Origin of the sequence: Mesorhizobium sp. M7A.F.Ca.US.006.01.1.1, from assembly GCF_003997935.1 — a bacterium.
GTDB lineage: Bacteria > Pseudomonadota > Alphaproteobacteria > Rhizobiales > Rhizobiaceae > Mesorhizobium.
The window spans coordinates 1-26,197 of sequence record NZ_RZQL01000080.1 but is presented as its reverse complement, the minus strand read 5'-3'; the positions used below and the strand labels follow the sequence as shown (position 1 = coordinate 26,197).

The window sequence follows — 26,197 nt, the reverse complement described above, 5'->3', positions numbered from 1 at the left end:
GCCGAGCAGCCCGGCGAGCGCAAGCTGCATGAAGCGCGACTGCGAGGAGACGGAAGCGCCGAGGGAGACGGAAGCGGTAGTCATGTCTTGTCCTTTCGCCCTCCACCCGAGGGCATCGAAGTCAGTTTCCTGTCGCCGGCAGGTCTCCTGGCTCACGGATCAGCGTCCTTCTCCACCTTCCCGAAGAAAAATCTTCAGTGGCATATGGAGAGGACTACCGCACACAGTTGCGGGGGCAGCCACGGCATTGGGCGAAATTCGCCCTCACCGCATTCCCTCTTGGCTCCAAAATGGAACCGGCGACACCGGTGACTATAGGCAGAATCCTTGCTTCCGGCAAACCAAATTCCGCCGGTGACCATTGCGAATGCGCCATGAAGGTCAAAGTGATTTCGGCAGATAGCGCCACGTCACAAAGCCGCAGACTGCCGCCAGCAGGCCGAGCGTGACGAACACCGAGCCCAGGCCGAAGAAGGCCAGCACCACCGAATAGACCAGCGGCGGCGTCAGCTCGGAAAAGTCGAGATAGGTGCGATAGACCGCCGCCATCTGCGATCTTTCATAGGAGCGCACCGAGCGCATGAAGGCGGTCGAGCCGAGTGCGTCGAGCGCAATGGTGAAGAAGGCACCGCCAAGCAGGAAGGCGCCGGTGAGCAGCGGCACGGTTTCGCCGACGAAGCCTGCAGCCAGAAGCGTGGCCGACATGGCGAAATAGGCGAATGTCATGGTCCCGCGGCCGCCAAAGCGCTTTCCTGCCTTGCCCCAGAAAATCGCCATGAACAAAAGCGCGTTGCCGGCCGAAACCAGCAGGCCGCCGGCCAGCTTGCCCTCGCCGGTGATCACCATGAACAGCGGCCCGTAGACGAAGAACGTCGTCCAGAAACAGGAGCGCCCAAAGGCAATCAGCCAGGCCAGTCTCAATCTGGGCTGCGCGATGAAGCGGCCGATATTGGCGAGCGGGTTGGCTGGACGTGTCTTGCCGGGACGGATCGACGGGTTGTCGCCGAGCCGGTAGGTCCAGAACAGTGCCAGCAGGGCTAACGCGAACACCGCGACCGCACCATGCGCGGCATAGACGCCGAAGCGCGTGTAGAGAAAGATGCCGAGGGTCGGCCCACCGGTCCAGGCCAGCATCGACCATGCCATGCGCAGCGATTCTGCCTGCATGAAATCGGTCTTGCGGATGTGGTCCATGATGTAGAGGTTGAGCGTGATCGACAGCGCGCTGGCGCCCATCACCCGGCAGAGCATGCCGGCCAGTTGCCCGGCAAGCGTGTCGGTGACGAAGAACAGCGAGCCGATGGCCAGCAGGCAGGCTCCGGCCGTGTAGACCCAGCGGCGGGCAAAGCGGCGGATCAGCATCGGCATGAACAATGTCACCGACAGGCCGAGCATCGCCACCATGGTGTAGAGGATCGAGACGATCTGCTCGTTGTGCAGGATCTCATAGGCCTGGATCGGGATGACGCTCGACACCGTGGCGCGCGCGAAGGATTCGACCGCATAGAGGGAGGCGAAGGTGCGCGCGTCCGCGGCCTTGAGGGCGGGTAGCCAGATCGGATGGCGCACATGGGTGGACATTGCTTTCCCCGAAGCAGATTCACCAGGTCAAATCTGCCGTGACGACCTCCGCGCCAATAAGAGGAAACCGACGTGCATCCGGCAAAAGCGAAGCCGGCCAAAGGCTTCCCGGCACTGGCCCAATGCCGCGGCCGATCCGGCGTTATCGGCAGGGTTGCCGGTCTTCTTTTGTGCGGGGCAACCGTGATAGTCCTCCAACGGGGCTGAATCAGAATGCGAGACCATGAGCATCCAAACGCCGACCGCACCCGTTCAGGATCGACCAAAGCGCATCGTCGTCATCGACATCGTGCGCGGCATCGCGCTGATCGCCATGGCAAGCTACCATTTCACCTGGGATCTGGAGTTCTTCGGCTATACCGATCCCGGCCTGACCGCCTTCGGCTGGTGGAAGATCTACGCGCGCTGCATAGCTTCGACCTTCCTGTTCCTGGTTGGCGTCAGCCTGTACCTCGCCCATGGCCAAAAAATCCGCTGGAACGGCTTCTGGAAGCGGTTTGCCATGGTCGCCGGAGCCGCGATCGCGATTTCGGTCGTCACCCGCATCGCCACCCCGGACGGCTTCATTTTCTTCGGCATCTTGCACGAGATCGCGCTGGCCAGCCTGCTCGGCCTCGCCTTCCTGCGCCTGCCGGCGCTGCTGACGCTTGTCGTCGCCGCGCTCGTCATCGCCGCCCCCGTCTATCTGCGCTTCGAGGCCTTCGATCACCCATGGCTGTGGTGGGTCGGCCTGTCGGCGACCAATCCGCGCTCCAACGACTACGTTCCGCTGTTTCCGTGGTTCGGCGCCGTGCTTGCGGGCATCGCGGTTACGAAACTCGCCGCAGGTGCCGGCCTGCTTGCCCGGCTTGCCAATCTGTCGCCCGGTCGCTTGGCCAACCCGCTGGTCTTCATCGGCCGGCACAGCCTGGCCTTTTATTTGATCCACCAGCCGCTGCTGATCGGCTGCGTCTGGCTGTTCTCGCAGATCATGCCCGCGCAGGTCGAAACCCCGCAGGTGAATTTCCTCAAAACCTGCCAACTGTCCTGTGAGCAGTCGCGCGACACCGAGTTCTGTTCGAGCTACTGTGCCTGCATGCTCGATACGCTCGAGGGCGAGGCCACGCTTGATCGGCTCTACAACAACGACCAGACTGCGGAATGGAAGGCACATTTGTCCGATCTTGCCGGCATGTGCACCGCCAAGACCGACAGCAAATTGATGGAGGAAGGGGTCAAATGACCGAGAACCAGCCGAAGCCGGGGCTCATACCGTGGCCGCCGCTGATCTACATCGCCGCCATCGCCATCAGCATCGCGCTGGGCCTGCTCTATCCCCTGCCCTGGATCGGCGACTTGCTGGGCGATATCCTGTTCGCCGCCGGCTGGGTGGCGCTGTTTGCCGTTGCCGCACTCTGGTTCACCGCGATCCGCACCATGGTCCGGGCCAAGACCACGCTCAACCCGAACGCTGTGCCCGATCACCTCGTCACCACGGGTCCCTTCGGCGTCACCCGCAATCCGATGTACCTGGCCAACACGCTGCTGTTGATCGGCGTCGCCCTTGTCTCGGGCATCGTGTGGTTCCTGCCGCTGGCGTTCATCGCCGCCTATGCCACGCAGAAGATGGCGATCGAAGGCGAGGAAAAGGTGCTGGCGGCAAAGTTCGGCAAGAAATACCGCGACTACGCGAAACGCGTGCGCCGCTGGATTTGAGCTGGCGTTCTGGTTTCCATCGCGCCGAATTTTGACAGGTCGCTTTTGCTGCCAGGTAGTAGACTTCGGCGATTAGCCGAAGCATCCATTCCGTCGTCATCCACGGGCGGAGCAAGGAGCGAAGCGACGCAGCGCAGACCCGAGGATCCATGCCGCGACATCCGAGCGCCGCAGCGGTGCAGAATTCTGTTTCCGCTGCACTTCACGGCTAAGGTAACGGCATGGATCCTAGGGTCTCCGCGACGGAGCTTCGCTCCTGCTTCGCCCTAGGATGACGAAGTTTGGAAGACTTAGGCTAATCCCGAACGTTTGAAATGCGGCCCAAACGCCCGATAGAATATAGAATCCAGTCCGCTCAGGTATTCACGCCAAGCTCAACCAGCCGCTCCACACAAGACTCCTCGGCCTGGTCGAGTTCAGCCAGCGTCTCCTCGAGATCGCGGCGCTTCTGCCGGAGATCCTCGCGCTTTTCCTCGATGCGCTTGATCATCAGGTTGAGCTGGCCGACTTCGCCGGGCGGCTCCCTGTACATCTGGATGATTTCGCGGATCTCGTTGATCGAGAAGCCAAGCCTTTTGCCGCGCATGATCTGGCGAATGAGATGCCGGTCGGAGGGGCGAAACAGCCGCGTGCGGCCACGCCGCACAGGCTGCACCAGCCCTTCGTCCTCGTAAAAGCGCAGCGTCCGCGTCGACACGTCGAACTCGCGGGTCAACTCGGTGATCGAATAATATTCTCGCATTGCCACTCCCGCACGCCGAAACTGAGGGGCGATCGCCATGCCGGCGTCACCCTTGTGTCCCGAACCAAAACCCATGCCATGCCGGAATCGACATGGCGCCCCGCACGAGCCTCGCACGGCATTTACGTAAAAGTCAATTGAGCCAAAAGGCGTGCCTTCAGGGCACGCCGAACCACCACGTGGCGATGCCGAGAAATGCAAAGAAGCCGACGACATCGGTGACCGTGGTGACGAAGACCGCCGAAGCGACCGCCGGGTCGATCTTGAAACGGTCGAGCAGCAGCGGAATCAGGATGCCGGCCAGGGCGGCCACGAACATGTTGATGATCATCGCCGCCGCGATGATGCCGCCCAGATTGGGGTCACGGAACCAGGCTGCCGCGACGATGCCGATCAGGATGGCGAAGACGATGCCGTTGATGAAGCCGACACCCATCTCGCGGCGAATGATGCGGCCGGCATTGTAGATGTCGAGATCCCTGGTCGCCAACGCCCGCACGGTGACGGTCATGGTTTGCGAGCCGGCATTGCCGCCCATGCCGGCGACGATCGGCATCAGCACCGCCAGTGCCACGATATGTTCGATCGTGCGGTCGAACAGACTGATCACCGACGCTGCCAGGAACGCGGTCAGAAGGTTGATCAGCAACCACGGAACGCGTGAGCGCGAGGTCGAAAAGATGCTGTCGGAAAGCTCTTCGTCGCCGACGCCGCCCATGCGCATCAGATCTTCCTCGGCCTCCTGCTGGATGACGTCGACGACATCGTCGATGGTCAGAACGCCAACCAGCCGTTCGTTCTCGTCAACGACCGCGGCCGACAAAAGATCGTACTGCTCGAATTCCCGCGCCGCCTCTTCCTGGTCCATGGTGGCTGGAATGGCGTGCCGCGTCTCGTGCATCACTTCCTCGACCTTGACCGAACGCTTGGTGCGCAGGATCTGGTCCAGGTCGATGGCGCCGAGCAGCTTGAAGGTCGGATCGATGACGAAGATCTGGCTGAAGCGCTCGGGAAGGTTGTTGTCCTCGCGCATGTAGTCGATGGTCTGGCCGATCGTCCAGAACGGCGGAACCGCGACGAACTCGGTCTGCATGCGGCGGCCGGCCGTCTCTTCGGGATAATCAAGCGATCGGCGAAGCCTGATCCGCTCGGTGAACGGCAGTTGCGACAGGATCTCGTCCTGGTCTTCCTGGTCGAGATCCTCGAGAATGTAGACGGCGTCGTCGGAATCGAGCTCCTGCACCGCCTGCGCGATCTGCGCATTGGGCAGATTGTCGACGATCTCCATACGGATCGCCTCGTCGACCTCCGTCAGCGAGGAGAAGTCGAAATCGGCGCCCAGGAGTTCGACCAGCGCGCGGCGCTGTTCGGGATGCAGCGCCTCGAGCAGGTCGCCGAGCTCCGACTGGTGCAGGTCGTCGACTTCATGCTTGAGGGTCAGCGTGTCACGGTCGGCGATCGCCGCGCCAATCCGCGCTAGGAAGGACGAAAGCACGGCGCCGTCCTCGCCGTAGATATCGGCGTGGTTGTCCTCGGCGGCCCTGGCGCCAATCGTCCGTTCGTGCTCGCCTTCCACCAGCGCCTCCCGCCACAAGAATCCCGGAAAAGGTGCAAATCAGGTCTAGAGCATCGGACCCAAAAGGGGAAACCGGTTTTGGGAGAATCCGATGCTCAAAAAGAAAGTGGCGTAAAGTGCGGGAATATCAACGAAATGCATCCGGCCCGCAGCGGGCGAGACCGGCACAAATCGGATTCTGGGAAGAGAATGGTGCGGTCGAGAAGACTCGAACTTCCACGGGTTGCCCCACAGCGACCTCAACGCTGCGCGTCTACCAATTCCGCCACGACCGCACGTGGTAGAGCCGGAACCGACCGGCTCGCGGCGTGTAGCAAATCGTTTCCGGTGAAACAAGTGCACGGCAAGCAATAATGTCAGGCGATTGGCATAATGCTCCACAGGGCCCCAAAGCTGCGCCGGAACTGGACGTTTGCGCCTGATATCGCCATATGGAAGGCAAGTTGATGTCACCCAAAGGTGCGGCGCGGTTTTGGGACGCGACATGTATAAGCGAAAAGACGATACGCCATGCCCGAACGCAGCCAGATTGCCACGTCGTTCCTGCCGCTCCCCGGTTCAGCACCGGTCGAATGGCTGATCGAGCCCGGCCTTACCGCCTATCCCGAAGCACTTGCCTTCATGGAGGCGCGCGCCGAGGCGATCCGCAGCGGGGCTGCCGGCGAAATGGTCTGGTTGGTCGAACACCCGCCGCTCTACACGGCCGGCACCAGCGCCCGTGGCGAGGATCTGATCGACGCCAGCCGCTTCCCGGTCTTCGCGGCCGGACGCGGCGGCGAATACACCTATCATGGGCCGGGCCAGCGGGTCGCTTACGTCATGCTTGACCTGAAGCGGCGGCGCGAGGACGTCCGCGCCTTCGTCGCGGCGCTCGAACAGTGGATCATCGGCACGCTCGCCGCCTTCAATGTGCGGGGCGAGCGCCGCGAGGACCGGGTCGGCGTCTGGGTCGTCAGGCCGGATCGCCCTGCCCTGCCGGACGGCTCGCCGGCCGAGGACAAGATCGCGGCCATAGGCATTCGGCTGCGGCGCTGGGTGAGTTTTCACGGCATCGCCATCAATGTCGAGCCCGATCTCGACCATTTCAGCGGCATCGTGCCTTGCGGCGTGCAGGACCATGGCGTCACCAGCCTCGTCGACCTCGGCCTTCCCCTGACCATGGCCGACCTTGACCTGGCGCTGAAATCCGCCTTCGAGGATGTGTTCGGTCCCGCCACGGTCTTGCCTGTCGAAGCCGCCCGCAAAGCCGGCTGATCCTTCCGGATCCGGTACGGCTCAAATCAGCTGGGCGGAGGCCCACAACACGCCGTAGCCATGGATGGCGAACACCGCCAGCAACGCCGCCGCCATGGCGAGCCGGTCGATGGTGCGGATTGGCTTCAGCTCGTAACGCGGCTTGACCCCGCTGCTCATCGTCAGCAGGCTGAGGATCGAAAACACCGCTCCCGTCGTGAGCAGGAAGTTGGCGGAAAAGCCGGCCTGCCAGCCGACAGCCAGGAAAGCCGAGAGCAGGAAGAAGGAAGCCAGCGCCAGCGCAACGGGTCCCGGACAGATCTGGCGCAGCACCTGGCCGCCGTCGAACTTCCACACCGGCACCAGATTGGCGATGTTGAACAGTGCGGCGAAGCCCGCCAGGGTCGCCAGCAGGGCCGCCGCCAGCCGGTGACCTTCCGCGCCGGCAAAGGTGCTGGCGGCGATCACAACCGGCACCAGGAATGCGGAGAAGCCGGCGCCCATCAGCGCCACGAAAGCGACCTCGAAACGGCTGTCATAGGGCCGCCCGCCAATGGCGATGCCGCCGAGCAGCGGAATGAAGATCATCCGTGCCTGGTTGTGGCCCATAAGCCGGAACGCCGCCATATGGCCAAGCTCATGCAGGGCGACCACCGATGTGAGGATCGCGGCCAGTGCCAGGCCGCCGAAGTGGAGGCCGAAGAATGGCCACAGGATCAGCGCCGAAAGCCCGGCAAAGCCAACCTGGCTGAGCGGATGCTCGAACCAGCCGCCCTTGCGATACTGCCCGGTCCGCGCCCAGCGCTGCAGCTTGGAGAGTTCGCGGCGCATGGCGAAATAGCGGAACACCAGGAAGGCGATGCCGCGGTAGCGATCGGTCTGGCTGAGCGTCACCCGCGTGCCGTTGCCCTCGGAAACGAGTTCAGCGGTTTCGGAAAAGTCCTTCCAGAACGAAGCATCGAGCGCGGTGTCCTCAACGACACGCATCGAGAAGCGGCTGCCTTCTACGACGTCTTCAAATCGCGACCTGCGTTCGATCGGCTTGCCGTCGCGACCTTCCCATGACAGCGTGATGCGGGCCACGCCCTCGCTATCAGGCGCCTCGGCGGAAAGGATCTCACCGGACCAGCCGGCATCGCTGCCGAGCGGCCACAGCGCCTGCCAGAGGCGCTGACGGTCCATCGCCACCAGACGGGTCAGCCGCACCGTGCGCAAACCAAGCGGCATGGTCATCAACAGAAAGATCAGCCCGAGATTGCTGGCCACCAGAATGGCCGTGACTATGGGCGACACTGCTCCCTGTCTTTCAGGCACCCTAACGTCGCGGCGGCAAGAAAAGCTTAACAGCGGAGCGGTCTTCGACCGCATAGGACCCACGGCGGCGAACGCCGCCATATCACATGGCTCCGATCCAGATCGCCATGGAAACGAGAAAGGTGCTCATGCAAACCAGTGAGATGACATCCTGAACCAGATCGGTCATAACTCTCTCCCGTTGTTGATATGTTCGCATTTTGTTCTAATTTTGTTTCAAAGTCAACGGGCACGATCCGGCCGCGTCCGGATTTTTGCGGCGATCAGATCGACAGGGTTAAGAAAAGGTTGAGGGGGGAACGACGGGTTACCCCAACCAGGGCGCGTCGGAGCGGAGCGTACTTTTGGGTAGCATCGGAAGCGCAGGGGCGCGCGCCATTTGCAGGCCGGACTCACCCGGATATCGCGGTGCCCTTAGAGTGGCACCACTTTGCCGTCGGCCAGCGTGACACGCCGGTCCATGCGCGATGCCAGTTCGTGATTGTGGGTGGCGATCAGCGCCGCGAGGCCGGATTGCTTGACCAGCGCCGCCAGCGCCTCGAACACATAGGAGGCGGTGACCGGGTCGAGATTGCCGGTCGGCTCGTCGGCCAGCAGCACCAGCGGCGCATTGGCGACCGCTCGCGCGATGGCGACGCGCTGCTGCTCGCCGCCGGAGAGCTCGGACGGCCGGTGCGACGCGCGCTTGCCGATCTGCATGTAGTCGAGCAACTGTGCCGCGCGCTCGGCCGCGTCCTTGCGGCTGAGCCCCTTGATGAGCTGCGGCATCATGATGTTTTCCAGCGCCGAGAATTCCGGCAGCAGGTGATGGAACTGGTAGACGAAGCCGACATCGTTGCGGCGGATCGCCGTGCGCTCGTCGTCGGAGAGCCGCCCGCAGGCACGGCCGGCCAGGATGACGTCGCCGGCGTCGGGACGCTCCAGCAAGCCGGCGGTGTGCAGCAGCGTCGACTTGCCGGTGCCCGACGGCGCCACCAGCGCCACCATCTCGCCGCGCTTCAGCGCGAAGTCGGCGCCATTGAGAATGGTGAGCTTGCGCGGCCCCTGGACATAGTGCCGCTCGACACTCTTCAGCTCGATAATGACCTCGGCCACTACTCGTACCTCAAGGCTTCGACCGGATCGAGACGCGCGGCGCGCCATGCCGGGAACACCGTTGCCAGGAAGGACAGGCCGAGCGCCATCAGGACGACATAGGTCGTCTCGCGCGGATCCATCTTCGCCGGCAACTGGCTGAGGAAATAGAGTTCAGGATTGAACAGCACCTTGCCGGTCATCCATGAGAAGAACTGGCGGATGGATTCGATGTTGGTGCAGATCAGCACGCCGAGCAGCACACCGGCGAGCGTACCGGTCACGCCGATCGCCGCACCCGTCATCAGGAAGATGCGCAGGATGGCGCCGCGCGACGCCCCCATGGTGCGCAGGATGGCGATGTCGTGGCCCTTGTCCTTCACCAGCATGATCAGGCCGGAGATGATGTTCAGCGCCGCCACCAGCACGATCAGCGTCAGGATCATGAACATGACGTTGCGCTCGACCTGCAGGGCGGAGAAGAAGGTCTCGTTGCGCTGGCGCCAGTCGACCATGTCGATCGGCCGCTGCGCCGCCGCCTCCACCTTCGGTTTCAGCGCATCGACATCGTCGGGATTGTCGACATAGATCTCGATCGTTTGCGCCCGCCCATCCATGTTGAAATAAAGCTGCGCTTCGGAAAACGGCATGTAGACGATGGACGTGTCATATTCGGACATGCCGACTTCGAAGATCGCCGCGATCTTGTAGCCCTTCATGCGCGGCGTGGTGCCGATCGGCGTCACGTCGCCGTCGGGCGAAATCAAGGTGATGGTATCGCCAAGCGTCAGGCCGAGATTCTCGGCCATGCGCTTGCCGATGGCAACGCCCTCGCCGGAGTCGAAATCGGCGATCGAACCCTGCTTGATGTTGCTGGCAACGATGGCGATCTTGCTCAGATCCTCGCCGCGTATGCCGCGCACCAGCGCTCCGGTTCCGCCGCCGACATTGCCTTGCGCAAGCACCTGGCCATCGATCAGCGGGATGGCGTATTTGACGCCTGCTACACCGTTGATCCGGCTGGCGACCTGCGCATAGTCCTCCAGCGGCGAATCGAGCGGCTGCACGATCAGGTGGCCGTTGACGCCGAGAATGCGCGTCAAAAGCTCGGCCCTAAAACCGTTCATCACCGCCATGACCACGATCAGCGTGGCGACGCCCAGCATGATGCCCAGAAACGAGATCGAGGCGATCACCGAGATCACCGTCTCCTTGCGCCGCGAACGCAGATAGCGCCAGGCGACCATGCGTTCGAAGATGGAAAAAGGTCCCGCACCCGCCGATCTTGCCGCCACCGCCTCGCTCATGCGGCGACACCGAAGCGCTTCTTCGCGTCCGCGATCGGCAGCGTCTCGCGCTCGCCGGTCTTGCGATTCTTGATCTCGATCTCGCCGGCAGCGACACCACGCGGCCCGACGATCACTTGCCAGGGCAGGCCGATCAGATCGGCGGTGGCGAACTTGCCGCCGGGCCTCTGATCGGTGTCGTCGTAGAGCACGTCCTTGCCGGCGGCGACGAAAGCGGCATGCAGTTCGTCGCAGACGCGGTCGCACTCGGCGTCGCCCGCCTTCATGTTGATCAGTCCGATGTCGAATGGCGCCACCGCCTCCGGCCAGATGATGCCGTTGTCATCATGGCTGGCTTCGATGATCGCCGCGACCAGCCGCGACGGACCGATGCCGTAGGAGCCGCCGGAGACGAAATGATCCTTGCCATCGGGTCCGGTCACCTTGGCGCCCATGGGCTTCGAATATTTGTCACCGAAATGGAAGATGTGGCCGACCTCGATGCCGCGCGCCGAGACCTTGTCGCTCTCGCGGATCTTCTCCCACGCCGCCTCGTCATGCATCTCGTCGGTGGCCGCGTAGGGCGTCGTCCATGTCTTGACGATATCGGCGATCTCGCCGTCATTGGCAAAATCGGTGTTGGCGCCGGGCACATCGAGCGAGAGATAGTCGCGGTGGCAGTAAACCTGGCTCTCGCCGGTGTCGGCCAGGATGATGAATTCGTGGCTGAGATCGCCGCCAATCGGCCCTGTATCGGCCCGCATCGGGATAGCCTGCAGGCCCATGCGCGTGAAGGTCCTGAGATAGGACACGAACATCCTGTTGTAAGCCGCCTTGGCGCCCTCGAAATCGAGGTCGAAGGAATAGGCGTCCTTCATCAGGAATTCGCGCGAGCGCATGACGCCGAAGCGCGGCCGCACCTCGTCACGAAACTTCCACTGGATGTGGTAGAGATTGAGCGGCAGGTCCTTGTAGGACTTGACGTAGGCGCGGACGATTTCGGTGACCACTTCCTCATTGGTCGGGCCGTAGAGCATGTCGCGGTCCTGCCGGTCCTTGATGCGCAGCATCTCCTTGCCGTAGTCGTCATAGCGGCCGCTTTCGCGCCACAAATCGGCCGACTGGATGGTCGGCATCAGGATTTCCAGCGCGCCGGCGCGGTTCTGCTCCTCGCGGATGATCTGGCAGACCTTGTCCAGCACCCGCTTGCCGAGCGGCAACCAGGAAAAACTGCCCTGCCCCTGCTGGCGGATCATGCCGGCGCGCAGCATCAGCCGGTGCGAGACGATCTCGGCCTCGCGCGGATTTTCTTTGAGGATCGGCAGGAAATAGCGCGACAAACGCATGGACAGGTCCGTGAGTGAGGAGGGCCGCGTCAGAATCGGCGCGACTTTGGCTTGCTTGACCCGGCTTCATAGCCATTTCAAGGCGTAATGGGAACCCGGACGCTTCGACCCGAAAAGCGGAATCGATTTTCAAAAAGCACGGGGTAGCCGGGATCAGAAGCGTCGCACCATCCTTCGCCGTCCAGCAGACCCACGGCGCTGCAAGGCCTCCCGGTCACGGTTCGCGTCTTGATGATCGTTCGCCAAGCAACGCCTGCCACACTATTGTGCAGTGCAGCACGAGAATGCCCGTTTCAAGGCAAAATTCTTCGTGACATTTTCATTCGCCTTAGGCTAATGTACCTCGATAACCGAGAGGGTAGAAAAAAATCTGCTCTCCTACGCGGTCAAAGTCTTGGGAGGATGCGATCTAGGCGCGGTTACTCGCTGCCGCCGGAAACCGGAAACAGATCGGACGCGTTTAAATTGCAAGGCCTCGTGCCTTGCATTTTTTTTGTGCAATCATCTGCTTAGCGCAATGCGTTGCCAAACCACCTTACCCTGCGTCAGCGCTCGTCCGGCCGCAAAACGGCACGGCATTCCTGTCTGGAACCATGCTGTTCCGACGGATGAACACGTCTTTGCCGGGCAAACTTCCTGGGCCGTGATCGGCTATTTAGCTGGGGTTTGGCTGAATTCCGGCACGATGTGCGGGATGTCGTTGAGGCTGTATCCCAGCCCATGCGTCAGGCCATAGAAAATGCCCATCAGGATCGCGGTGGCGATGGTGGTGCGGATCACGGCGCGCAGCATGTGAGGCCCACGCGGTGCGCTCGGAACCGTGCCCAGCGTCACGTCCTGATCGTCGTCCTGCGTCCTCACGCTGAACGGCAGCACGGCGAACAGCACCACCCACCAGGTCGCGAAAAACAGGGCGGTGAACGAAACCCAGCTCATGATTGCTCCAGTTCGATCAGCGTTCCGAAAAAATCCTTCGGATGCAGGAACAGCACCGGCTTGCCATGCGCGCCGATCTTCGGGTTGCCGTCGCCCAGCACGCGGGCGCCGGCGGCCTTGAGCTGATCGCGCGCGGCCAGGATGTCGTCGACCTCATAGCAAAGGTGATGCATGCCGCCGGAGGGGTTCTTCTCCAGGAAGGCGGCGATCGGCGACCCCTCGCCCAAAGGCTCCAGAAGTTCGACCTTGGTGTTGCCGACATTGACGAACACCACCGTCACCCCATGCTCCCGTAGTGCCTGCGGCGCCGTCACTTCCGCGCCCAGCGTGTTGCGATAGGCAGCGACGGCGGCCGCAAGGTCCGGCACGGCAAGCGCGACATGGTTCAAACGTCCGAGCATAGGTTTTCCCACGGCAGTAAGGCAATAGGGCAGTATGGCAATAGGGGAAAAGCTGACCGTGCCTCGTATCGAAATCCCTACTGCCCTACTCCCTTACTGCCCTACTCCCCTCAGCGAGTGACGAACACCGTCACCAGCGGCTTCTTGCCCCAGGCTTCGTTGGCGGCGCCGCGCACGGCGCGCCGCACTGCTTCCTGCACGAGGTCGAGATCTTTTCGGCGCCGAAGGGGGATCGAGTCCACCGCGCCGATTGCCGCATCGATCATCAGATCTTCCAGCGACTCGCCGCGGCCATCGGCCTCGGCGACGCCGATGGCGACCAGGTCGGGATCGCCGGCAAGCTCATATTTGTCGTCCAACACGACATTGACCGCCACATGGCCGGCAAAGGACAGTTTGCGCCGGTCGCGGATGCCCATCGCCTGATCGGTACCGATCAGTCTGCCATCCTTGTAGATACGGCCGAACGGCACCTGATCCATGATGGTGGCTGGGCCGGGAGCAAGCCTCAGCATATCGCCGTCGCGCACCTGCGCCACCTGGCCGATGCCCGATGTCGACATCAGCGAGCCCTGCGCCACCAGATGTGCCGCCTCGCCATGCACGGGAACGCCGATCTGCGGGCGCACCCATTCATACATCTTGCGCAATTCGCTGCGCCGCGGATGGCCGGAGACATGCACCAGTGCATCGCCGTCCTCGATGATCTTGACGCCGAGGTCGATGAGGCGGTTCTTGATCTCGAGGATCGCCTTCTCGTTGCCGGGAATAGTGCGCGAGGAAAACACCACCGTGTCGCCTGCCGTCAGTGACACCGACTTCATCTCTTCGCGCGACAGCTTGGCCAGTGCGGCCAACGGCTCGCCCTGGCTGCCGGTGCAGATGATGACCAGGTTCTCGCGCGGGATGAAACCAAAATCCTCCTCGGCGATGAACTCCGGCAGACCGTCCATGTAGCCGAGTTCGCCGGCCACATCGATGACCCGCTTCAGCGAACGGCCAAGCACCAGGCACTGGCGTCCGGCATCGCGCGCCGCTTTGGCGATCGAGACGATGCGTCCGACATTGGAGGAGAATGTGGTGACGGCGACACGGCCCTTGGCAGCCTGGATGACGCCCTTGAGGCCCTCACCCACAGCCACTTCCGACGGCGACTCGCCTTCGCGCAGCGCATTGGTCGAATCGCAGATCAGCGCCAGAACGCCCTTGTCGCCATAGGCCCGGAAACGCGCCTCGTCGGTCTTCGGCCCGATCGTCGGCTCCGGATCGATCTTCCAGTCACCGGTATGGATGACGGTGCCGGCCGGCGAGGTAATCGCCAGCGACATCGGCTCGGGAATCGAGTGCGCGACCGGAATGGCTTCGATCTCGAACGGGCCGACGGTGAATTTCTCGCCCGCCCGGTAGATCGTCACCGGTATTTTCGGCGCTCCCTGCTCGCCTTGCCGCTTGGCTTCCAGCAGGCCGGCGCTGAACGGCGTCATCCAGACCGGCGCTTTCAGCTTCGGCCATGTGTCGAGCAGCGCGCCATAATGGTCTTCATGCGCATGCGTGATGATGATGCCGCGCAGATTGGCGAGGTTCTCCTCGATGAAGCGCGTGTCGGGCAGCACCAGGTCGACGCCCGGCAGGCTGGCATCGGGGAAGGTCACCCCGACATCGATGACGATCCATTCGCGTGCATTGGGCGGCCCGTAGCCGTAAAGAGCGAAGTTCATGCCGATCTCGCCGACGCCGCCGAGCGGCACGAAGACGAGTTCGGCGTTTTCCGCTTTCGCCATGATTTTTCCCTTCCTGGCCCTCAGGCCAAGCCCAAAAAGCAATTCCGGGAAAAGTGTGTAACGGTTTTTCCACCGGAGTTGCGCAAAAACAAACAGTTAGAACCGTTCATGAACGGCCCTATGCCCTGGCCGAAGCGACCGCGCCGAAATGCACATCGCCGGCGGCGATCGTCCGAACCGAACCTTCATCGTCGCGGATCACGAAACGGCAGTCCTCGTCAATGGTCTCGAACACCCCACGCACCACATTACCGTCAATTCTGACAGCAACCTCGCCGCCGAGCCCCGCTGCACGATCAAGCCACCGTCGCCTGACGGCGGAAAGTCCGCGCCCCTCATCCCACAATCGGGCATTCTCGCTCCAGGCATCCGACAGCGCCAGGAACAGTGTTTCCGCATCGCATGCCGCGCCCAGCGCGCTGAGTGATGTTGCGGGATAGGGCAAATCCTCGGGGTATGCCACCACATTGACGCCGATGCCGACCGCCACCGCGAAACGGCCGCCCTCCAGGATTGCCGATTCCAGCAGGATGCCGGCCAGCTTGGCGCCGGAGGCAAGCACGTCGTTCGGCCATTTCAGCTCGAAACGGTTTTTCCCTTCGCTGCCACCGTCGAGGCCGATGGCGATCCGGCCCTTCGGCACCACGGCATCGAGCGCATCGGCCAGCGCCAGCCCGGCGACGAAGCCCAGCGTCGCGGCAAGGCGAAGCTCTGCCTTGGTGATGACGAGCAGCGTCGCCGCGAGGTTGCCTTCGGGGGTTGCCCAGACGCGGCCGCGCCGGCCACGCCCGCTTTCCTGTTTCTTGGAAACGACCCACAATTTGCCGGGGTCGCCTGCCCTTGCGTGGTCCAGCGCCAACGCATTGGTGGAGCCGACGCTCTCATGCGCCTCGAGCCGGAACCCATCCGACGCCGAGGTTGGAGCCAGCCGAAATGCCATGCCGTCTAGAAAAACGTCTTGGCGGCGGCTTCGGCATAGGTGCCGATCGGCCCACCGATCAGCACGTAGAACAGCACGAAGGCGCCGGAAACGCCGAGTACGACACGCAATTCTGTCGCCATCGGCACGAAGCCGCCGACCGGTTCGTCGAACCACATGATCTTGATGATGCGCAGGTAGTAATAGGCGCCCACCACCGAGGCCAGCACGCCGATGATCGCCAGCGCATAGAGATTGGCATTGATGGCGGCGAGGAAGACGTACCATTTCCCCCAGAAGCCGGCGAGCGGTGGAATGCCGGCCAGTGAGAACATCAGGATGGTCAGGATCGTCGCCATGATCGGATTGGTCGACGACAGGCCGGCCAGGTCGCTGATCTGCTCGACATTGCCTTCCTTGCGCCGCATGGCGAGGATGAAGGCGAAGGTGCCGAGCGTCATCACCAGATAGATCAGCATGTAGATGGCAACGCCGCGCACGCCGGCCTGGCTGTTGGCGGCAAGGCCGACCAGCGCGTAGCCCATATGGCCGATCGAGGAATAGGCCATCAGCCGCTTGATGTTGGTCTGGCCGATTGCTGCGAAAGCACCAAGCGCCATCGAGGCGATCGAGATGAAGACGATGATCTGCTGCCAGTCGGAGGCGATCGGCTTGAACGCGCCCATGGTGACGCGCACCATCAGCGCCATCGCCGCCATCTTCGGGGCCGCCGCCAGAAACGCCGTCACCGGCGTCGGCGCACCCTCATAGACGTCAGGCGTCCACATATGGAACGGCACCGCCGAGATCTTGAAGGCAAGGCCGGCCAGCACGAAGACGAGACCGAAGACGAGGCCGAGCTGGCGCTCGCCGCTGCCGAGCGCAGAAGCGATCTCCTGGAAGCCGGTGTTGCCGGTGTAGCCATAGACCAGGCTGATGCCATAGAGCAGCATGCCCGACGACAGCGCGCCGAGAACGAAATATTTGAGGCCTGCTTCGGTCGACCGCAGATTGTCGCGATTGATCGCGCACAGCACATAGATCGCCAGCGACTGCAGCTCGAGGCCGAGATAGAGGCCGATCATGCTGTTGGCCGAGATCATCAGCATCATGCCGAGCGTGCAGAGCAGGATCAGCACAGGATATTCGAACTTGTCGAAACGCTCCGCCTTGGCAAAGCGCATCGACATCACCAGCGTCACCGCCGAGCCGACCAGTGCCAGCACCTTCATGAAGCGGGCGAAGGAATCCTGGATGAAAGCATTGCCGTAAGCGCTGCCCTGCCCGGTCCGGAAGATCAGCCAGGCGCCCGCGATCGCCAGCACGGCAACCGCAAGGCCGGTTACCGTGTTGGCCGTGTTGGCGCGCGAATAGGCTCCAACCATCAGTAGCGCCAGCGCGCCGACGGCAAGGATCAGCTCTGGCGTCGAGAGCGACAGGCTGGAGAGAAGGTCCGGCGTCATGGTTCGCAAAACCCCTGGGTCAGTTCGCCGCCGCGGTCTGCGCGGCGCCGATGGATGCAGTGACATTGGTGACGAGCGACTTGACCGATTCGGCCGTCGCGTCGAAGACGGGTGCGGGATAGACGCCGAAGAAGATGACCAGCACGACCAGCGGGTAGATGATCACCTTCTCGCGCGGCGACAGGTCGAGCAGGCCCTTCAGGCTCTCCTTGGTCAGTGCGCCGAAGATCACCCGGCGGTAGAGCCAGAGCGCGTAGGCCGCCGACAGGATGACGCCGGTGGCGGCGAAGAACGCCACCCAGGTGTTGACCCGGAACACACCCAGCATGGTCAGGAACTCGCCGACGAAGCCGCTGGTGCCGGGCAGGCCGACATTGGCCATGGTGAAGATCAGGAACACCGTGGCGTATTTCGGCATGTTGTTGACCAGGCCGCCATAGGCCGCGATCTCACGTGTGTGCATGCGGTCGTAGATGACGCCGACGCACAGGAACAGCGCGCCGGAGACGAGGCCGTGGCTGAGCATCTGGAAGATCGCGCCCTGCACGCCTTCCTGGTTCATGGCGAAGATGCCCATGGTGACGAAGCCCATATGGGCTACCGACGAATAGGCGATCAGCTTCTTCATGTCCTCTTGCATCAGCGCCACCAGCGAGGTGTAGATGATGGCGACGACGGACAGCGCGAAGACCAGCGGCGCGAACATTTCCGACGCCAGCGGGAACATCGGCAAGGAGAAGCGCAGGAAGCCGTACCCGCCCATCTTCAACAGGATGCCGGCCAGGATGACAGAGCCCGCCGTCGGCGCCTCGACGTGCGCGTCGGGCAGCCATGTGTGCACCGGCCACATCGGCATCTTCACCGCGAAGGAAGCGAAGAAGGCTAGCCATAGCCAGGTCTGCATGTTGGCCGGGAAGTTGTGGGTCAGCAGCGTCGGGATGTCGGTCGTGCCGGACTGGAAGAACATCGCCATGATGGCGAGCAGCATCAGCACCGAGCCGGCGAGCGTGTAGAGGAAGAACTTGAACGACGCGTAGACGCGCCGCTTGCCACCCCAGACGCCGATGATGATGAACATCGGGATCAGGCCGGCTTCGAAGAAGACGTAGAACAGCACGATGTCCAGCGCGCAGAACACGCCGATCATCAGCGTCTCGAGCAGCAGGAAGGCGATCATGTAGGCCTTGACGCGCTTCTCGATCGATTCCCACGACGCCAGGATGCAGAGCGGCATCAGGAACGTCGTCAGGATGACGAACAGCATCGAGATGCCGTCGACGCCCATATGGTAGGAAATGCCGGAGTCGAGCCAGGCGACCTTCTCGACGAACTGGAAGCCGGACTGCGAATTGTCGAATCCGGTCCAGATGAACAGCGAAATGATGAACGTGAACGTCGTCGTCAACAGCGCGATGGCGCGGATGTTGCGGCGTGCATTTTCGCTGTCGTCATTGATGAACAGGATAAGCAGCACACCAACCAGCGGCAGGAAGGTGACCAGCGAGAGGATTGGCCAGGCGGTCATCAGAGCATCATCCAGGTGACGAGTGCGGCAACGCCGATCAGCATGGCGAAGGCATAATGGTAGAGATAGCCGGTCTGCAGCTTGACGACGCGGTCGGTGACGTCGACGACGCGCGCCGAGATGCCATCTGGGCCGAGGCCGTCGATGATGGTGCCGTCACCGGTCTTCCACAGGAAATGGCCGAGGCGCTTGGCGGGCCGCACGAAGAGGAAGTCGTAAAGCTCGTCGAAATACCACTTGTTGAGCAGGAAGGCGTAGAGCCCGCGATGCTGCGCAGCCAGGTTGACGGGCATTTCCGGCGAGCGGATGTAGAACTTCCAGGCCAGCGCGAAGCCGATCAGCATGGCGATGAAGGGCGACAGTTCGACCCACAGCGGCAATTCGTGGATCTCGTGCAGGATGTGATTGTCAGGCAGCGTGAACAGCGATGCCTTCCAGAACTCGGCATAGCCCTCGCCTATGAAGGCGGTGTGGAAGATGATGCCGGCAAACAGTGCGCCCGCAGCCAGGATGAACAGCGGCACCAGCATCACCGGCGGCGATTCATGGACATGGTGCATCACCTCATGGCTGGCCCGCGGCTTGCCGTGGAAAGTCATGAAGATCAGCCGCCATGAGTAGAAGGAGGTGAAGCAGGCGGCGATCACCAGCAACACGAAGGCCATGCCGGCAACCGAATTATGGCTGGCAAAGGCGCTCTCGATGATGGCGTCCTTGGAGAAGAAGCCGGCGGTGCCGATGACCGTCACCGGAATGCCGACGCCGGTCAGCGCCAGCGTGCCGATCACCATCATCCAGTAAGTGGTCGGGATCAGTTTCCTGAGGCCGCCCATCTTGCGCATGTCCTGCTCGTCGGACACGGCATGGATGACCGAGCCCGAGCCGAGGAACAGCAGCGCCTTGAAGAAGGCATGCGTGAACAGATGGAAGATCGCCGCGCCATAGGCGCCGACGCCGAGTGCCACGAACATGTAGCCTAGCTGCGAGCAGGTCGAGTAGGCGATGACGCGCTTGATGTCGTTCTGGACCAGACCGACGGTCGCAGCGAAGAAGGCCGTGAAGGCGCCGATGAAGGTCACGACCGTCAGCGCCGAATGCGACAGTTCGAACAGCGGCGAGAGCCGGGCCAGCATGAACACGCCCGCCGTCACCATGGTAGCCGCATGGATCAGGGCCGAAACCGGCGTCGGGCCTTCCATGGCGTCCGGCAGCCAGGTGTGCAGCGGCACCTGCGCCGACTTGCCCATGGCGCCCATGAACAAGAGCAGGCAGACGATCGTCATGGCCGCCTGCTTGTCCAGCGCATGGCCAAGGAAGGTCAGCACCGCGACACCGTGCGGTGCGCCTTCGGCCGGGATGAACGTCGCCGCATTGGCGAAGATGGTGCCGAGATTGACCGAGCCGAAAAGCACGAACACGCCGAAGATGCCGAGCGCGAAGCCGAAGTCGCCGACGCGGTTGACGACAAAGGCCTTGATTGCCGCGGCATTGGCCGACGGCTTCTTGTACCAGAAGCCGATCAGCAGGTAGGACGCCAGCCCCACCCCTTCCCAGCCGAAGAACATCTGTACGAGGTTGTCCGCCGTCACCAGCATCAGCATGGCGAAGGTGAACAGCGACAGATAGGCGAAGAAGCGCGGCCGGTTCGGATCGTGGTGCATGTAGCCGATCGAATAGATGTGGACCAGCGCCGAGACGGTGTTGACCACCACCAGCATGACCACCGTCAGCGTGTCGATCCGTAGTGCCCAGGCCGCCTCCAGTCCGCCTGACTGGATCCAGCGCATCACCGGCACGGTGAACACCTCGCCATGGCCGAAACCGACGGTGAAGAACGCGACCCACGACAGCACGGCCGCGATCACCAGGAAACCCGAGGTGATGTATTCGGACGCCTTGGCGCCGAGCGACGTGCCGAACAGGCCGACGATCAGGAAGCCAAGCAGGGGAAGGAAGACGATGGCCTGATACATGGTGGTTCCGTCAACCCTTCATCATGTTCACGTCTTCGACCGCGATCGAGCCGCGGTTGCGGAAGAAGACGACGAGAATGGCAAGTCCGATGGCGGCCTCGGCCGCCGCGACCGTCAGCACGAACAGCGCGAACACCTGGCCGACCAGATCGCCCAGTGCTGCCGAAAAGGCGACGAAATTGATGTTGACCGCCAGCAGGATCAGCTCGACCGACATCAGGATGACGATGACGTTCTTGCGGTTCAGAAAGATGCCGAACACGCCGAGCGTGAACAGAACAGCCGATACGGTCAGATAATGTGCGATGCCGACAACCATCTCAGAGTCCCTCGCCTGTCTTGACCTTGCGGATTTCCATGCCGGTCGCCGGCGTGCGGCCGACCTGGGCTGCGATCGACTGCCGCTTGACGCCTGGCTTGTGGCGCAGCGTCAACACGATGGCGCCGATCATGGCGACCAGCAGCACGAGGCCCGAAATCTGGAAGTAGTAGAGGTAGTCCGTATAGAGGATGTCGCCGAGCGCGGCGGTGTTGGTCCGCGTGGCGAGATCCGGAATGGGCTTGGAGACGGTCGAAGCGAGCTGCGGCGCGAAGGTGTAGCCGCCGAGAACCACGATCAGCTCCGCCGCCAGGATCAGCCCGACCAGCGCGCCGATCGGCGCATATTGCAGGGCGCCGCTCTTGAGTTCGGCGAAATCGACGTCGAGCATCATGACGACGAACAGGAACAGCACCATCACCGCGCCGACATAGACGACGAGCAGGATCATCGCCAGGAACTCGGCGCCGGTCAGCATGAACAGGCCGGCGGCGTTGAAGAAGGTCAGGATCAGGAACAGCACCGAATGCACGGGGTTGCGCGACGAAATGACCATGAACGCCGATGCCACCGCGACAAAGGCGAAGAGGTAGAAAAAGGCCGCCTCTAGTCCACTCAACATTGGGGATCCCCCGGGTTCCTGTCCGAAACAGGACGCTCGTCCTGTTTGATTTTTGCGACCGCCTCCGGTCGGCAAGTTGTGTCCTTAGACGAGGCCCCTCGCCCCGTCCATGCGTCAAATATCAGCGGTAGGGCGAGTCCAGAGAGATGTTGCGCGCCAGTTCGCGCTCCCACCGGTCGCCATTCGCCAACAGCTTGTCCTTGTCGTAGTAGAGTTCCTCGCGCGTCTCCGTCGCGAACTCGAAATTCGGCCCCTCGACGATGGCGTCGACCGGGCAGGCTTCCTGGCAGAAGCCGCAATAGATGCACTTCACCATGTCGATGTCGTAGCGAACCGTGCGGCGTGTGCCGTCGTTGCGGCGCGGGCCGGCCTCGATGGTGATGGCCTGCGCCGGGCAGATCGCCTCGCACAATTTGCAGGCGATGCAGCGTTCCTCGCCATTGGGATAGCGGCGCAGCGCATGCTCGCCCCGGAAGCGCGGGCTGGTCGGCCCCTTCTCGTGCGGATAGTTGATCGTCTCCTTCGGCGCGAAGAACTGGCGCATCGACAGGAAGAAGGCGCTGACGAAATCCTGCAGCAGCAGCGATTTGGCGGCTTGGGAAAGAGCGGACATCACGCAAACCCCGTGATCTTGAGGAAGGCCGCGGTGGCGACCACCATGAACAGCGAGATCGGCAGGAACACTTTCCAGCCAAGCCGCATCAATTGGTCGTAGCGGTAGCGCGGCACGAAGGCCTTCACCACGGAGATGCCGAAGAACACGAAGCAGACTTTCAGCACGAACCAGATGACGCCCGGCACCCAGGTGAACGGCGCGAAGTCGAAGGGCGGCAGCCAGCCGCCGAGGAACAGGATGGTGGCCAGCGCGCACATCAGCACGATGGCGACATACTCGCCGAGGAAGAACAAAAGGAACGGCGTCGACGAGTATTCGACCATGTGGCCGGCGACCAGTTCCGATTCGGCTTCCACCAGATCGAAAGGCGGGCGGTTCGTCTCGGCCAAGGCCGAGATGAAGAAGATGATGAACATCGGGAACAGCGCCAGCCAGTTCCAGTCGAGGAAGGTGTTGGGCAGGCCAAGCCGCGTACCAATTCCATCATGCTGCGACAGCACGATATCGGTGAGGTTGAGCGAGCCGGCGGTGAGCAGAACGGTGACGATGACGAAGCCGATCGAGACTTCGTAGGACACCATCTGAGCCGCAGAACGCAGCGCGCCGAGGAACGGATATTTCGAGTTGGAGGCCCAGCCGCCCATGATCACGCCATAGACCTCGAGCGAGGAGATGGCGAAGACATAGAGGATGCCGACATTGACATTGGCGATCGCCCAGCCCTGATTGACCGGGATGACCGCCCAGGCCGAGATCGCCAGCACGGCCGAGACCAGCGGCGCCAGCAGGAACACGCCCTTGTTGGCGCCGGACGGGATGACCGGCTCCTTGAAGACGAATTTCAGCAGATCGGCAAAAGCCTGCAACGTGCCCCAGGGGCCGACGACGTTCGGGCCACGGCGCAGTTGCACCGCCGCCCAGATCTTGCGGTCGGCATAGAGGATATAGGCGACGAAGATCAGCAGGATAACGATCAGCACGACCGATTTCAGCAGAATGATCAGCGCCGGCAGCACGTAGAAGGAGAAGAAAGTGTCCATGCTTATTCCGCCGCCTGCTTGAAGCCGCTCTTGGCCAGTGCCGAGCATTCCGCCATCACGGCCGATGCCCGCGCGATCGGGTTGGTCAGGTAGAAATCCGTCACCGGCGAGGTGAAGGTGCCCTTGTTCAGCCTCCCGCCGAGCTTCGCCACCCCAGCGATGTCCTCGGCATTGCCGGCCGCGACCTGATCGATACGGGCCAGATGCGGGTATTCGCCATAGAGCTTGGCGCGCAGTTGCGGCAGCGAATCGAACGGCAGTTTCTTGCCCAGCACATCCGACAGCGCCCGCAGGATCGCCCAGTCCTCGCGCGCCTCGCCCGGCGCGAAGCCGGCGCGGTTGGTCTGCTGCACACGCCCTTCGGTGTTGACATAGGTGGCCGACTTTTCTGTGTAGGCGGCCGCCGGCAGGATGACATTCGCGCGGTGCGCGCCCTGGTCGCCATGCGTGCCGATATAGACGACGAAGGCGCCGCCGGTCTTGGCCATGTCGATCTCGTCGGCCCCGAGCAGGAACAAGAGCTCCATTTCGCCCAGCATGCCGGCAACGTTTCTGCCGCCCTCGCCCGGCACGAAGCCGAGATCGAGGCCGCCGACGCGCCCGGCCGCATTGTGCAGCACGGCAAAGCCGTTCCAGTCCGCGCGGGCAGCGTTGACGGCGGCCGCGAGCTTGGCCGCCTGGCCGAGCACGGCCGCGCCATCGGCGCGCGCCAGCGCGCCCTGGCCGACGATGATCAGAGGGTGTGTCGCTTTCTTCAGCGTCTGGAAGAACTTGCCGTTGCCGTCAGCCAGTTCCTTCAGCGAATCCGGGCCGGCGCCCAGCTGTTCGTAGTCGTAGCGGGTGTCGCCGACATCGCCGATGACGCCGACCGGCAGATTGCCGATCCGCCAGCGCTTGCGGATACGGGCGTTGAGCACCGAGGCTTCATAGCGTGGGTTGGCGCCGATGATCAGCACCGCATCGGCCTGCTCGATGCCTTCGATGGTCGGGTTGAAGATATAGCTCGCACGGCCGAGCGCCGGGTCGAGCGCGGCGCCATCCTGGCGGCAATCGGTATTCTTCGAGCCGAGCGAAGCCATCAGCAGCTTGAGCGCATAGGTTTCCTCGACGGCGGCGAGATCGCCCGCGATAGCGCCGATCTTTTCGGGCGCCGTCTTCGACACCGCATCCTTGATCGCGGCGAAGGCCTCGGCCCAACTGGCGGCAACCAGTCTGCCGTCCTTGCGCACATAGGGGCGGTCGAGACGCTGCGTGCGCAGGCCGTCCCAGATGAAGCGGGTCTTGTCGGAGATCCACTCCTCGTTCACCGCCTCGTTGACGCGCGGCAGGATGCGCATCACTTCGCGGCCCCGGCTATCGACGCGGATCGCCGAGCCGACCGCATCCATCACATCGATGGATTCGGTCTTGGTCAGCTCCCACGGCCGCGCCTGGAAGGCGAATGGTTTCGAGGTCAGCGCGCCCACCGGGCAAAGGTCGATGACATTGCCCTGCAGCTCCGAGGTCATCGCCTGTTCGAGATAGGTGGTGATCTCTGCATCCTCGCCACGGCCGATCAGGCCCAGTTCGGAAATGCCGGCGACTTCGGTGGTGAAGCGGACGCAGCGCGTGCAGTGGATGCAGCGGTTCATCACCGTCTTCACCAGCGGCCCGATGTATTTGTCTTCGACCGCGCGCTTGTTCTCGTGATAGCGCGAGGAATCGACGCCGAAGGCCATCGCCTGGTCCTGCAGGTCGCATTCGCCGCCCTGGTCGCAGATCGGGCAATCCAGCGGATGGTTGATCAGCAGGAACTCCATCACGCCTTCCCTGGCCTTCTTGACCATCGGCGTGTTGGTGAAGATTTCCGGCGCCTCGCCATTCGGGCCGGGACGCAGGTCGCGCACGTTCATGGCGCAGGATGCCTGCGGCTTGGGCGGCCCGCCCTTCACCTCGATCAGGCACATGCGGCAATTGCCGGCGATCGACAGCCGCTCATGGAAGCAGAAGCGCGGCACTTCCGCGCCAGCGTCTTCCGCCGCCTGCAGCAGCGTGTAGTGGTCGGGTACAGTGATCTCTTTCCCGTCGACCTTGAGCTTTGCCATTCGCCTCAAACCCCTGCGGAGTTCCCGCAATCTCTTTTTCCGGACGCGGTCGAGACCACGTCGGGCACTTCATTCACTTCTTGACGGCGAGCGCCGCCGCTTGGGCTGTCCAATCGTCGCGGCCGATGCGGCCGCTAAGCGACAGATAGTCCTCGACCCAGGCAACCTCTTGCGGCGTCCATGCCGCGATCTGGGCATACGTCCAGATGCCGAGGCCGTTGAGAACCTTCTCCAGCTTCGGCCCGATGCCCGAGATGGCCTTGAGATCCGCCGGTTTGGCCGGCTTCTCCATGGCGTTGGGCTGCCTGAAATCCTCGGGCATCAGCGCATCGCCGGCGCCGCTTGTCGCCGGAGCGGCGTTTGCGGCCGGCACGGCAGTGGCGGCTTCCTTGGCGGCAATATCGGTGACCTCCCTGGCGAAGGACTGCGCCTCGGCGATCATGCTTTTCGCCGTCGCCCGCGCCTTGGTGGAGGAAGAGTTCGGATCGTCGAACTGCGCGACGCGCGCCTCGAAATCATCGACGATCGGCTGCAGCAGCCGCTGCGAGGCTTCTGCCGCACCTGAAAGCGCGCCCAGCCAGACGCCGAAAGCATGGTTGGCGAGCCCGAGGCCAAGCGCCGACATCGCCGCCGCACCCGCCACGGGATGCACGAAAAGGTTGACGGCGCTG

The 26,197-nt window shown here is 62.9% G+C and carries 23 protein-coding genes, 1 tRNA gene and 1 riboswitch; of the genes, 3 read left to right on the top strand and 21 right to left on the bottom strand.

What is annotated here, in order from left to right; genetic code table 11:
* Window positions 1-119: 119 nt before the first annotated feature.
* Window positions 120-316: riboswitch (cobalamin riboswitch) on the bottom strand.
* A gap of 65 nt (window positions 317-381) precedes the next feature.
* Window positions 382-1,581, bottom strand: a complete 1,200-nt coding sequence (locus tag EN943_RS15980) for an MFS transporter (protein WP_127413411.1) — start codon at window positions 1,579-1,581, stop codon at window positions 382-384.
* 223 nt (window positions 1,582-1,804) lie between these two features.
* Here EN943_RS15980 and EN943_RS15975 point away from each other — a divergent pair, with 223 nt between their 5' ends.
* The gene (locus tag EN943_RS15975) at window positions 1,805-2,803 is read left to right on the top strand and encodes a DUF1624 domain-containing protein (protein WP_127413409.1); all 999 of its coding nucleotides are present in this window, start codon (window positions 1,805-1,807) and stop codon (window positions 2,801-2,803) included.
* Entirely contained in the window at window positions 2,800-3,276 is a 477-nt protein-coding gene (locus EN943_RS15970; protein ID WP_127413408.1) for an isoprenylcysteine carboxylmethyltransferase family protein, read from the top strand. Before EN943_RS15975 ends, EN943_RS15970 begins: the two co-directional genes overlap by 4 nt.
* 355 nt (window positions 3,277-3,631) lie before the next feature.
* Here EN943_RS15970 and EN943_RS15965 read toward each other — a convergent pair whose 3' ends face one another.
* The 3 genes from EN943_RS15965 to EN943_RS15955 form a co-directional block, all read right to left on the bottom strand.
* The gene (locus EN943_RS15965; protein WP_027034793.1) at window positions 3,632-4,018 is read right to left on the bottom strand and encodes a MerR family DNA-binding transcriptional regulator; all 387 of its coding nucleotides are present in this window, start codon (window positions 4,016-4,018) and stop codon (window positions 3,632-3,634) included.
* A 157-nt stretch (window positions 4,019-4,175) separates the two neighbouring features.
* The gene (gene mgtE / locus EN943_RS15960; protein ID WP_127413406.1) at window positions 4,176-5,594 is read right to left on the bottom strand and encodes a magnesium transporter; all 1,419 of its coding nucleotides are present in this window, start codon (window positions 5,592-5,594) and stop codon (window positions 4,176-4,178) included.
* A 190-nt stretch (window positions 5,595-5,784) separates the two neighbouring features.
* Window positions 5,785-5,869, bottom strand: a tRNA-Leu gene (locus tag EN943_RS15955).
* Between the two features lie 235 nt (window positions 5,870-6,104).
* On the opposite strand from EN943_RS15955, the gene lipB reads away from it, so the two are divergent.
* Window positions 6,105-6,848, top strand: a complete 744-nt coding sequence (gene lipB / locus EN943_RS15950) for a lipoyl(octanoyl) transferase LipB (protein WP_127413404.1) — start codon at window positions 6,105-6,107, stop codon at window positions 6,846-6,848.
* A 21-nt stretch (window positions 6,849-6,869) separates the two neighbouring features.
* On the opposite strand, the gene EN943_RS15945 is transcribed toward lipB, so the two are convergent.
* The 17 genes from EN943_RS15945 to EN943_RS15865 all read right to left on the bottom strand — a co-directional run.
* Entirely contained in the window at window positions 6,870-8,120 is a 1,251-nt protein-coding gene (locus tag EN943_RS15945; RefSeq protein WP_127413402.1) for a site-2 protease family protein, read from the bottom strand.
* 435 nt (window positions 8,121-8,555) lie between these two features.
* Window positions 8,556-9,284, bottom strand: a complete 729-nt coding sequence (locus EN943_RS15940) for an ABC transporter ATP-binding protein (protein WP_197031499.1) — start codon at window positions 9,282-9,284, stop codon at window positions 8,556-8,558.
* Entirely contained in the window at window positions 9,236-10,522 is a 1,287-nt protein-coding gene (locus EN943_RS15935; protein ID WP_127413400.1) for a lipoprotein-releasing ABC transporter permease subunit, read from the bottom strand. The genes EN943_RS15940 and EN943_RS15935 overlap by 49 nt, the downstream gene beginning before the upstream one ends.
* Window positions 10,519-11,847, bottom strand: coding sequence for a proline--tRNA ligase (gene proS, locus EN943_RS15930; RefSeq protein WP_127413398.1), 1,329 nt, complete (start codon window positions 11,845-11,847; stop codon window positions 10,519-10,521). Before proS ends, EN943_RS15935 begins: the two co-directional genes overlap by 4 nt.
* 651 nt (window positions 11,848-12,498) lie before the next feature.
* Entirely contained in the window at window positions 12,499-12,783 is a 285-nt protein-coding gene (locus tag EN943_RS15925) for a DUF1467 family protein (RefSeq protein ID WP_127413397.1), read from the bottom strand.
* Window positions 12,780-13,184 (bottom strand): methylmalonyl-CoA epimerase, encoded by a 405-nt coding sequence (gene mce, locus EN943_RS15920; RefSeq protein WP_127413395.1) that lies wholly within the window; start codon window positions 13,182-13,184, stop codon window positions 12,780-12,782. The genes EN943_RS15925 and mce overlap by 4 nt, the downstream gene beginning before the upstream one ends.
* Window positions 13,185-13,294: 110 nt before the next feature.
* Window positions 13,295-14,965, bottom strand: a complete 1,671-nt coding sequence (locus EN943_RS15915; RefSeq protein ID WP_127413393.1) for a ribonuclease J — start codon at window positions 14,963-14,965, stop codon at window positions 13,295-13,297.
* Between the two features lie 118 nt (window positions 14,966-15,083).
* Entirely contained in the window at window positions 15,084-15,905 is an 822-nt protein-coding gene (locus EN943_RS15910; RefSeq protein ID WP_127413391.1) for a biotin--[acetyl-CoA-carboxylase] ligase, read from the bottom strand.
* Window positions 15,906-15,910: 5 nt separating this feature from the next.
* The gene (gene nuoN / locus EN943_RS15905; RefSeq protein WP_127413389.1) at window positions 15,911-17,347 is read right to left on the bottom strand and encodes an NADH-quinone oxidoreductase subunit NuoN; all 1,437 of its coding nucleotides are present in this window, start codon (window positions 17,345-17,347) and stop codon (window positions 15,911-15,913) included.
* Window positions 17,348-17,366: 19 nt separating this feature from the next.
* Complete coding sequence (locus tag EN943_RS15900) at window positions 17,367-18,872, bottom strand: NADH-quinone oxidoreductase subunit M (RefSeq protein WP_027034803.1); 1,506 nt, start codon at window positions 18,870-18,872, stop codon at window positions 17,367-17,369.
* Complete coding sequence (gene nuoL / locus EN943_RS15895) at window positions 18,872-20,845, bottom strand: NADH-quinone oxidoreductase subunit L (protein ID WP_127413388.1); 1,974 nt, start codon at window positions 20,843-20,845, stop codon at window positions 18,872-18,874. Before nuoL ends, EN943_RS15900 begins: the two co-directional genes overlap by 1 nt.
* 10 nt (window positions 20,846-20,855) lie before the next feature.
* Complete coding sequence (gene nuoK / locus EN943_RS15890; protein WP_010910101.1) at window positions 20,856-21,164, bottom strand: NADH-quinone oxidoreductase subunit NuoK; 309 nt, start codon at window positions 21,162-21,164, stop codon at window positions 20,856-20,858.
* 1 nt (window position 21,165) lies between these two features.
* Complete coding sequence (locus tag EN943_RS15885; protein ID WP_013531099.1) at window positions 21,166-21,786, bottom strand: NADH-quinone oxidoreductase subunit J; 621 nt, start codon at window positions 21,784-21,786, stop codon at window positions 21,166-21,168.
* Window positions 21,787-21,907: 121 nt separating this feature from the next.
* Window positions 21,908-22,399 (bottom strand): NADH-quinone oxidoreductase subunit NuoI, encoded by a 492-nt coding sequence (gene nuoI, locus EN943_RS15880; RefSeq protein ID WP_023812382.1) that lies wholly within the window; start codon window positions 22,397-22,399, stop codon window positions 21,908-21,910.
* Entirely contained in the window at window positions 22,399-23,442 is a 1,044-nt protein-coding gene (nuoH, locus tag EN943_RS15875) for an NADH-quinone oxidoreductase subunit NuoH (RefSeq protein WP_127413386.1), read from the bottom strand. The genes nuoI and nuoH overlap by 1 nt, the downstream gene beginning before the upstream one ends.
* A gap of 2 nt (window positions 23,443-23,444) precedes the next feature.
* Window positions 23,445-25,526 (bottom strand): NADH-quinone oxidoreductase subunit NuoG, encoded by a 2,082-nt coding sequence (gene nuoG, locus EN943_RS15870; protein WP_127413384.1) that lies wholly within the window; start codon window positions 25,524-25,526, stop codon window positions 23,445-23,447.
* Window positions 25,527-25,599: 73 nt separating this feature from the next.
* Window positions 25,600-26,197 (bottom strand): NADH-ubiquinone dehydrogenase (locus tag EN943_RS15865; protein ID WP_127413382.1); only part of this gene is annotated, 598 nt, incomplete at its 5' end.